The 9,931-nt window shown below is 59.0% G+C and carries 8 protein-coding genes; 1 reads left to right on the top strand and 7 read right to left on the bottom strand.

Going from position 1 to position 9,931, the window contains the following annotated elements:
- Window positions 1–346 precede the first annotated feature (346 nt).
- From RJQ10_RS13310 to RJQ10_RS13285, 6 genes are all read right to left on the bottom strand, one after another.
- Window positions 347–2,158, bottom strand: coding sequence for a flavin-containing monooxygenase (locus RJQ10_RS13310; protein WP_350147376.1), 1,812 nt, complete (start codon window positions 2,156–2,158; stop codon window positions 347–349).
- Between the two features lie 339 nt (window positions 2,159–2,497).
- Entirely contained in the window at window positions 2,498–2,740 is a 243-nt protein-coding gene (locus RJQ10_RS13305; RefSeq protein WP_350147374.1) for a MoaD/ThiS family protein, read from the bottom strand.
- A gap of 16 nt (window positions 2,741–2,756) precedes the next feature.
- Window positions 2,757–5,024, bottom strand: a complete 2,268-nt coding sequence (locus RJQ10_RS13300) for a xanthine dehydrogenase family protein molybdopterin-binding subunit (RefSeq protein ID WP_350147371.1) — start codon at window positions 5,022–5,024, stop codon at window positions 2,757–2,759.
- A gap of 29 nt (window positions 5,025–5,053) precedes the next feature.
- A complete protein-coding gene (locus RJQ10_RS13295) occupies window positions 5,054–5,533 on the bottom strand; it encodes a (2Fe-2S)-binding protein (RefSeq protein WP_350147369.1) in 480 nt (159 codons plus the stop codon).
- A 1-nt stretch (window position 5,534) separates the two neighbouring features.
- Complete coding sequence (locus RJQ10_RS13290) at window positions 5,535–6,428, bottom strand: FAD binding domain-containing protein (RefSeq protein WP_350147367.1); 894 nt, start codon at window positions 6,426–6,428, stop codon at window positions 5,535–5,537.
- A 43-nt stretch (window positions 6,429–6,471) separates the two neighbouring features.
- Window positions 6,472–8,145 carry an N-acyl-D-amino-acid deacylase family protein gene (locus RJQ10_RS13285; RefSeq protein WP_350147365.1) on the bottom strand — a complete coding sequence of 558 codons (1,674 nt, stop codon included), beginning with the start codon at window positions 8,143–8,145 and terminating at the stop codon, window positions 6,472–6,474.
- 280 nt (window positions 8,146–8,425) lie between these two features.
- On the opposite strand from RJQ10_RS13285, the gene RJQ10_RS13280 reads away from it, so the two are divergent.
- The gene (locus RJQ10_RS13280) at window positions 8,426–8,857 is read left to right on the top strand and encodes a DUF1330 domain-containing protein (protein WP_350147363.1); all 432 of its coding nucleotides are present in this window, start codon (window positions 8,426–8,428) and stop codon (window positions 8,855–8,857) included.
- A gap of 470 nt (window positions 8,858–9,327) precedes the next feature.
- Here the strand turns inward: RJQ10_RS13280 and RJQ10_RS13275 are convergent, their stop codons facing one another.
- Window positions 9,328–9,489 carry a hypothetical protein gene (locus RJQ10_RS13275; RefSeq protein WP_350147361.1) on the bottom strand — a complete coding sequence of 54 codons (162 nt, stop codon included), beginning with the start codon at window positions 9,487–9,489 and terminating at the stop codon, window positions 9,328–9,330.
- Window positions 9,490–9,931 lie beyond the last annotated feature (442 nt).

Raw genomic sequence — 9,931 nt, 5'->3', positions numbered from 1 at the left:
CGCGAGTTGTCCGGTGATTTCAACGTACTGGGCGTTGCCATCAGGGTGAATTCGCTTGTCGCGCTCCTCGCGGTACTTCGCGCGCAGGGCGTCCGGATCAAAGTCCAGGTCTGGGTGCTTTTCAGATGCCGTTGCCAAGTGAGTTCCTCCTCATTCGGATAGATCACTTGCGTTATTTTTTAAATAATAATATACGCGTATTAAATTATGCAAATGTTTTATCCTACTTATGCGTGTCTTTTTTCGGAATACCGCATGACTCTTGATGGTTAGGATGCCAGCTGCGCGCCGGAACCTTGCGCTGCTTCCGACGGCTCAAGGCTCTGACTCTCTACGCGGGACCGACCTATGAGAGCTCGAGTCCATTGAGATCGCCGTCCTCGCGCCACTCCCCCATCAGGCGGTGGAAGGCGTTGATGCCCGGTCCGTACTGATTCTCGACCGGTCCGTTGCCGGCCCGCGGCTTGCCCTCGTTATTGAAGAAGCCGGGGGTGCAGGCCTCCAAGAATTCCAGGCTGTCGATCGACAGGTTCTTGATGGTGTTTACCCACTCCTGTTCGGCCTGCGCGCTGGGCTCCACGCGCTCGTATCCGCGTTCCAGAACTTGCTGAATGATGTAGGCGTAGTGCTGCGTCTGATCGTCCGCAACGGTCGTGAAATTGGGTGAGAAGCCGCTCTGCAGAAGCCCCACGTGGAAGAGGTTAGGGAAGCCGCGGCTTGCATACCCGTGAAATGTGCGCGGACCCTCTTGCCAGTAGTCTGTCAGCGCCAGCTCGTCGCGACCCCATATCTCGAAGCCCTGGCGCCGCGTGTAGGCGGTGCCGAACTCGAAGCCGGTTGCGAAGATAATGCAGTCAACCTCGTATTCCATACCATTAGCGAAGACGCCACGCGGCGTGATGCGCTCCACGCCGCGTCCCTGCGTGTCAACCAGCTGAACATTGGGTCTGTTGAAGGTGGGCAGGTAGTCGTCACTGAAGGTCGGGCGCTTGCAGAACTGGCGATACCAGGGCTTGAGCGCCTCGGCCGTCTCGCGGTCTTCGACTGTGGCGTCCACGCGCTCCCGTACCTGATTCATCTTCTCGAAGTCCGCCAGCTCCACGGCGCGCGCGACCTCCTCCGGGTCCAACGACCCGTCGGTCTGGCCCGGCGCCAGCAGGTTGGGCATTTTGCGGAAGATGTCGGTCCAGCCATCGTTCACAAGGTCCACGTCCGCCACGCCCGCAAGCACGTCACTGAAGTTCTCGCGACGCTGGCGCTGCCAGCCAGACTCGAGTGTTCTGACCCACTCAGGATCGGTGGGTTTGTTGCCGCGCTCATCCACTGAAGACGGCGTTCGCTGGAACACGTAGAGCTGCTGCGCCGCGCGACCCAGGTGCGGGATGCACTGGATAGCCGTGGCGCCGGTGCCGATCACGGCCACACGTTTGTCGCCGAGCTTGTCCAGGTTACCGGTCTCGTCCCCGCCCGTGTAAGCGTAGTCCCAGCGGCTGGTGTGGAAGGTGTGCCCCTGGAAGTCCTCGATGCCCGGTATTCCCGGCAGCTTCGGCCGGTTGAATGGACCGCCCGATATAATCACGAAGCGCGCGCGCATGGCGTCGCCACGATTGGTGCTTATCGTCCAGCGCCCTGCTTCCTGGTCCCAGCGCGCCTCCTTCACCTCGGTCTGGAAGCAAGCGCAGGAGTACAAGTCATAGGCCTTGCCGATCCGCTCCGCGTGCGCCTTGATCTCCGACCCGAACGAGTATTTCTCGCGCGGGACATAACCGACCTCCTCGAGCAGCGGCAAGTACATGTACGACTCGATGTCGCACTGTGCACCCGGGTAGCGGTTCCAGTACCAGGTCCCGCCAAAGTCGCCGCCCTTCTCAATGATGCGCAGGCTATGAACCCCCGCCTCGCGCAGGCGCGCGGCGGCGAGCTGCCCACCGAAACCGCCGCCAATGATGATGACATCGACCTCATCCGTTAGCGGCTCGCGCGTGAAACCCGGTTCCACGTAGGGGTCGTCTACGAAGTGTGCGAACTTACCTTCGACCTCCTGATACTGATCGTTGCCCTCCGTCCGCAGGCGCTTATCGCGCTCCTCGCGGTATTTCTCGCGCAGGGCGTCCGGATCGAAATCCAGGTTTGGGTGCTTTTCAGGTGCCGTTGACAAGTCAATTCCTCCATTATTCGGAAGTTATATCGCGTGTTTATTTTAATAATAGTATACGCGTATAGAATTGCGCAACAGACTATTTCTTATTTTGCGCACTTTATACCCTAGAACATCAATCGACCCTCGAGGGCGCCATTGGTTCCTGCCATTTCACTACATGACCTCACGAGCGGCGCTGAGCGACTATTTCCAGCCGCGCACAGGATGAAGAGTCAAGTGTGAGTCTTTCCGCGCTCGAGCTAAGTATGCGACCTCGCATGAGAACCAAAGGAACCGTTGGCCGGACGTGATCTTGATTGTTTGATCGGAGACTGAAGAGGACCCTTGGGCGCGAACTCACCCCCCCGCGATGCGCGGCATGAAGAACACCTCGCTGTCCGGCCGCAGGGTTTCCAGAAAGGCGTCCTGGCAGATTAATCCGTCAATCGCAATCGTGCTCTTCCTGAGCTCGTCACCCGCATCAGGAAAACGCTGCTCCAGCGCGGCGAGCAGTTCCCGAACGTTGCAGGCGGGCACGTCGAGCTCCGCCTCGCCGTCGGTGACTGCGAGCAGGTGACCTGGAAACACTACATGTGCCATAGCAGCTCCGACGATCTCAGTCGCCGGCGGCATCCAGGGCGGCCAGCACCCGCGGCGGTGACAGCGGCAGATCGTGGATACGGATGCCGATGGCATCACGCACCGCGTTGGCAGTCGCGGCGAGCGGAGCGACGATGGGCGTCTCGCCGACGCCGCGGACGCCGTAGGGGTGCCTGGGGTTTGGCACCTCGACGATGTGCGTGTCGATCATCGGCAGATCCGAAGCCACCGGCATTCGATAGTCGAGAAACCCAGCGTTCTCCATGATTCCGTCAGCATTGTAGATGTACTCTTCGTTCAGCGCCCAGCCCAGCCCCTGGGCAGCGCCGCCCTGCAACTGACCCTCTACATACGCCTTGTGGATGGCACGACCGGCATCCTGAATAGCGGTGAAAGCCAGCACGTCGATCTTGCCGGTCTCACGGTCCACCTGCAGATCGGCAATGTTCACCGAGAACGAGGGGCCAGCCCCCTTTGCCGTCAGTGAAGCGCGGCTGAGCAGCGGCCCGCCCGTCTTGGCGGCGTTTTCAGCGATATCCGCCAGACTGAGCGGCTTGAGTTCGTCATTGACGCCTGATGCGGGAATCGCCTGGCCGTCCACCCAGAGCACCTGATCTTCGTCGATGCCCCAAGTGACCGCCGCACGGGCACGACACTGGGCGATGATGTCCTCGCAGGCGCGCACCACGGCCATGCCTGTGGCGAACGTCGTGCGGCTGCCGCCGGTGGAGTTCGAGAAGCCCGTGCTTTCGGTGTCGCCTATCAGCGTGCGCACGCTCTCGTATGGCACGCCCAAGGTCTCGGCGGCCATGATGCACATGCTGGCGCGTGAGCCACCGATATCCGGGTTGCCCTCGACCACGGTCACCGTACCGTTTTCATTAATGTGCACTTCGGCGCTGGACTGCAGGCCGAAATTGAACCAGAAACCGACGGCAACGCCACGGCCAGCGCCCTCGGGCAGCGCACGAGTGTAGTTCGGGTGTGCCTTGGCTGCACGCAGGCACTCCTTCAGGCCAATCACCGGAAACTTGGGGCCGTAGGGTGCGCGGGTGCCTTCCTCGGCTGCGTTCTTCAGGCGCAGGTCCAAGGGGTCCATATTTAATTCACGCGCCAGATCGTCCATCGCCGACTCCATGGCGTGCATCGACTGAGGGGCACCGGGTGCACGGTAAGCGCCCACCTTGGGCTTGTTCAGCAGAACCTCGTAGCCCTCGACCTTGAAATTCTCTAGGTCATACGGCACAAAGACCGTCATGGCTCCGGCACCCATCGGCGAGCCGGCGTAGGCGCCGGCCTCATAGGCCATCCACGCCGTCGCGGCGGTGAGGGTGCCGTCCTTTTTGGCCCCGACCTTAATCTTGCAGTGAGTTCCGGACGTCGGCCCGGTGGCGCGGAACACCTCCTCCCTAGTCATCTTCATCTTCACGGGTCGACGTGCCTTGAGTGACAGCAGCACCGCCAGCGGCTCGAGATAGACCACCGTCTTGCCACCGAAGCCACCGCCGATCTCCGAGGCGATGAACTTCAGATCCGCCACGTTCATGTTCAGCACCTTGGCGGTTATGGCGCGGAAGTCGAAGTGAGCCTGGGTGCAGCACCACACGGTAGACTGGCCCGCTTCATTGGTGTTGGCGATGCAGGCGTGAGGCTCGATATAGCCCTGGTGGGCCATCGGAATCCGGTATTCGCCTTCGACGATGACGTCCGCCTGCTCGAAGCCCTGATCCACATCGCCCCGGGAGAGCACCATGACTTCGGCGATGTTACTCGGTTTGTCGGTCTTCTCGGGAAGGTTCTTGGTAAAGCAGTTCTCGTCGAGCAGGGGAGCGCCTGGCGCCATCGCCGCATCGAGGTCAAGCACCGGCTCGAGTACCTCGTATTCCACTTCGATGGCCGCCAGCGCCTCGTCGGCGATGCGCAGTGACCGGGCCGCCACCGCGGCAACCGCGTGGCCGTGATAGAGCGCCTTGTCCCGGGCCATGATGACCCTGGCGAGATCCCCGATGGAGCCGCCAGCCTCGCCGCCAACGTCTCCATGTTCAGGTGGCGGAGGGAAGTCTTCGCCTGTAATGACTGCGTAAACGCCGGGCATCGCCATGGCACGGCTGGTGTCGATTCGCTTGATCCGGGCATGGGCATACGGACTGCGAAGCACCTTGCCATGGATCTGGTTGGGCAGGTTCAGGTCCGCACCGTACTGCGCTCGTCCAGTGACCTTATCGACCCCGTCAGGGCGAACAGGCGAGGTACCTACTAACTTGTAATCAATTGATTCAGACACTTTCTTGAAGTCTCCAATAAGTCGTGAGTTCAGGCCGGGCCAGCTAGATCTCGGGCCACGTCCTGAACGGCGCGAACGATTTTGTCGTAACCGGTGCAGCGGCATAGATTGCCGGCCAGCCAGTAGCGTATGGTGGTTTCGTCCGGGTCCGGATGACGGTCCAGCAGCGATTTGGTGGCGATGATCAACCCAGGTGTGCAGATGCCGCACTGTAGGGCGGCATGATCAAGAAACTTCTGCTGAATGGGATGCAGCCCCTCCTCGGTGGCGATGCCTTCGATGGTCGTGATCTCACGCCCCCCCGTCTCCGCCGCCAGCACCAGGCAGGAGCAAACCAATCGGTCGTCCACCAGCACGCTACAGGCACCACAGTCGCCGGTGGCGCAGCCTTCCTTGGTGCCGGTGCGGCCCAGCGTCTCGCGCAGCACGTCCAGCAGCGTCTCCTGTGGCTCGCATAGAAATTCCACTTCTTCGTGGTTGATTGAAGTGATGACCTGGATCTTATTCATTTCATACTCCTAAAGCTTTGCGAGCGAGCGCCCGATCTCGGGCAATGGCAGTGGCCCGGCGACAGAGCACGCCAACTACCTTGCGCCGGAAGTCGATGGTGCCGCGCTTGTCAGTAATGGGCGATGCTGCATCCGAACAAGCCGCAGCAGCAGCGGCAAGCGCCGCGTCATCCAGCGTGGTGCCAATCAGGGCCCTGGCTGCCGCGGGCACCAGAATCGCGGTGGGTGCTACCGCACCAATGGCGACTCTCGCCTCCTTGCATAGTCCTTTGGCGTCCAGGGTGACGCTGACACCACAGCCAGCCACGGCAATGTCCATCTCGGTGCGGGGAATGAACCGCATATAAGCGTCCGCGCTGCGGCTCTTGGGACGTGGAATCTTCAGACCAACCAAAAACTCACCTGCTTTGAGGGCATTTCTGCCGACGCCGAGGACAAACTTCTCCACCGGCATTTCGCGCTGCCCCTTGCCCCCGATAATGACACAACTAACGCCCACGGCGATCATTGCCGGGATCGTGTCGCCAGCAGGAGACGCGTTGCACAGGTTGCCACCCAGCGTGGCGCGTCCCTGGATCTGGGTGGAGCCGATCAGGTCGGCAGCCTCGAGCAGCCCTGGGAGCAACTCGACCAGCTCCGTGTTTTCGTTCAGTACCGCGCTGGGTATGGCAGCGCCGATGAAGATCTCGTTCTTGCCAAGGTGCAGCCGGTTGGTCTCGGCTACTTTCTTGATGTCGACCAGGATCCGGGGCTCAATATCGGCACCTCGCAACTGCACCAGCAGATCGGTACCGCCGGCGAGCACCTGTGCCCGGTGGCCCTTCTTGGCATGCTTGGCCAGCTCTGCGACGGCCTCGTCAATGCTGGAGGGCGCGACATAAGCGAACGCTTCCATAAACTCTCCCCTGTGTGGTTTGCGAGGTGGCCCGGTCAGCCGGTTAAACTATTCTGCCTGCGAGATTTTCGGAGTAGCCGTTTTCATCGTAGGCCAGCTCGCCGTTGACAAACACACTGTGATATCCAGTCGACCTTCTTACGTAGCGACGAGCTTCACCTGGAAAATCATCGACAAACTCTTCCTCGCCGACCGATACCGTCGCCGGATCAAACACGACAACATCCGCCGCCTTGCCGACTTCAAGAGTGCCTCGGTCTTTCAAACCCCAGTCGGCTGCAAGCTCGCCGGTCAAGCGATGAACCGCTCGCTCGAGCGTCATGCGCCCGGTTTCCCTGACGTAGTGTTCCAGCAGGTGAGTCGTGTCGCCGGTACCACAGAACTGGGTGACATGAGCACCGGCATCGGATGCGCCGACGTGACACAGCGGGTGATCCATCAGCTCTGCAACCGCGGGCTTGTTGGCATTGATCACGTTCCTCAACTGGAATTCTGTTTCCAGATTATCGGCGAGCGCAATATCGAGCAGGACTTCTCCGATCTCCTTGCCTTCCGCTTTTGCGATATCTTTAAGCGTTCGACCTTTATACGCTGCATTGGCCTCGCTGGTGGTCTGACCGACGATGAGAAACGGCATCACAACAGTCATTAAACCCTTGTCTGTTTTCACCTCCGAGACAAGCCTGTCTCGTGCCCCCTGGTCGCCAAAAGCCGCGGCGCGCTCGCTGGCTGGCAGATCCATGATCGCCTTCCAGCTCGGTAATGAGTAGAACATCATGGTGGTTTCAGTCAAGCGCAGGTTCATATCAAAGCAGCGCGGCATCACTTGCCCGAACACACGCGCACCCCGGGCCTGTTGTTCTTCGAAACCAGCGATAATTGCTTCGGCATGAGGGTATTGGGGTGAACTCAGGACCGGCTGCAGGCTGCAGGGCACACCTGCGGCCAGGCTGATCTCGCCCAGTTCACGTATGTTGTCGAGCTGGCGGTTCAGATCGGGGAGGAACGGCGCGATCTGCCAGATGCCACGACCACTCTTCGCCATGGCCTTCGCCAGCGCAATTTTTTCATCAATGTCCGCGTACTGGCTGGGCACCGGCTTTCCTGTTTCATCCAAATCGACATAGGAGCTGGATATCCCCAACGCACCGGCAGCCATGGCTTCCTCGACCAGCGCGCACATCTGTTCAATCTCTTCGGGCGTTGCAACGCGTTCCTGACTGGCCGCCCCCATGACGTACAGCCGAATCATTGAGTGCCCGATCAGAGCGCCGACATTGATCCCGAGCTTCGGTCGGATATGATTGAGGTAATCGCCAAAACTGTGCCATGTGAAGGGTACCGCTGCGTCGAAGGTGCGCTTCTTGATATCTTCAATCACGCCAAACAAGCTGACGACTCTGTCTGCCGCCTGCCTGTCCTGGATCGGCGCGAGGCTCAGCGAGCAGTTGCCCGTCACGATCGTGGTTATGCCATGCTCGATCGACGGCGTCGCATGCCCATCCCAGCAGAGCTGCGGGTCGAAGTGCGTGTGGATGTCGATAAAGCCAGGCGCGACGCTCAATCCTTCCGCATCAAGTTCTCGCCGGCCCTTACCTTCGAATGAGCCGATGGCGGCGATTGTACCGTCCGTGAAGGCGATATCGCCCGCTTGCGGCGTCGAACCAGTACCATCAATCAGGCTGCCATTTCTGATGACTACATCAAATTCGCTCATGGTGTATCTCCTCGAGTTCAAGATTGTAATTTTCGCTACGCAGTTTTCAATAATTTTCTATATTATACTTTTTTTGCGCATTAATATAGTTTATATTGTGCGCATAAGTTAAGTAAAGCGCCGGCCAGATAGTACGATGATAACGCGCAACTTTCCACATTATAGATGCGCGTATTGCATTATTTTTTCATATCTATCTATAATTGCGCAATGATACTTACATTTTTTAACTAATACCCCCCTTTTATGGGCGGTTGCCCAACCGGAACAAGGAGAAACCATGCCCGCTACAAAGCCGCGTCCGGAGCAGATCCAGAAGCTCGCCACGCAGGTGCCGGCGGACGGGCCCGTATACCTGTTGAACCTGCTGAAGTTCAAGCCGCACGCGGAGTACGCGGACGGCCACATGACCGACCTGACTGGAGAGCAGGCCTACGCGATCTACGTCGAAGGCGTCTCGAAGCTGATTGCCAGTGTCGGGGGGCGCGTAGTCTGGAACGGGCGCTGCAATACGCTCGTGATTGGCGACGACGACGAGCCACCCTGGGACAGCGTCGCGATCGTCGAGTACCCACGCCTCGAGGCATACCAGAAGGTTAGGGGGAGCGCGAACTACGGAGATGTGCACGTCCACCGCGAGGCGGGCCTCGCCCACCAGCTGCTAATCCACTGCCTGTCACTAGAGCAGGCACAGACCGCGCTCTCGCGCTAGGTCTCGCCCGCCTAGAGCCAGCGGTCGAGGTTTCTCCCCACACCGGGAGATGATGGCCGGATGGGGTTAGCTATTTCAGCGGTCGAGAATATAACAAAAAGGTTGTACAGCTTGATCTATCGAATGTTGGAGAGGATAAGACAGAGACCAGGAAGCTCTCGAGTTCTAACTTGGAACTGATTAGCCACCTAAATGTTGACAGCACAGCTGGAACTGGCTGAATACGAGTTAATCCGGGGGGATCGCCCGACAATGGCCGCCAATCTGAGGCTGTCACCCACCCACGAACACCTGCGCTGGTTTGTCCTGCCCGCGGACGTTGCTGTTAGGGACAAGCCCGTGTTGGGCGAGAGCGCTCGATAATCACACCTTAGTAGGCAAGTGCCATTTGTGGGTAGCTAAGCTGCCGGGGCGGTTTGTATTGCAGATCTCCCCACCATAGCCAGTCTGCGCCTGCAAACATGGCGTCGTTAGCCGCGCTCACCAATGGCGACCACTTTACCGTCGTTCCCGGTCCTGCTGGAATCGCGGAACTTCGCCCAATCGGCCATCGGCTTGCGCCGCTTGTGCATGAGCTCGCCACGCACATAGGCCGCGCGAGTTGCATCGTAGAATAGACTAGAAATCTCCATGAACAAGGAAAGTCCAAGTGACGGCCTTGGACTGTTCGGCAATCAGGGCAGATCTTAGGGCCCTGCACTTTGCCACGGGGCCTATCCTTTTCCAGACCCCAATTACAGTTGTTACTACTATAGTAACAACATAAAAGATGAGATACGGTGATAAACCCTGAAACGGGCTAAAACAACGAAGATCGTTTTGGTCCTATTTTTCTCAGGATTTTGAGACAAATTGCGATTGCATGATATTTCGCCGGGGCTGTGGCCTCCGGTACCAAGACACCAATAAAATCAATGAGTTACGTGATAAACAGGCTCTACCCAATTAACAATGGGATGGACTCCTCCTCACCCACTTTCGGCATCAAGTGCCACACTGAGTGTGCTGTCCAACAGTCACCAGCGAGGAGGAGGAACCCGCGATGAAGATTAGTCGAGTTGGGGTAGATTTGGC

The organism is Haliea sp. (assembly GCF_040222615.1).
In the GTDB taxonomy this organism is placed as follows: Bacteria; Pseudomonadota; Gammaproteobacteria; order Pseudomonadales; family Halieaceae; genus Haliea.
Note: the sequence above shows the minus strand (reverse complement) of the source record. Positions and strands in the feature narration are given on the sequence as shown.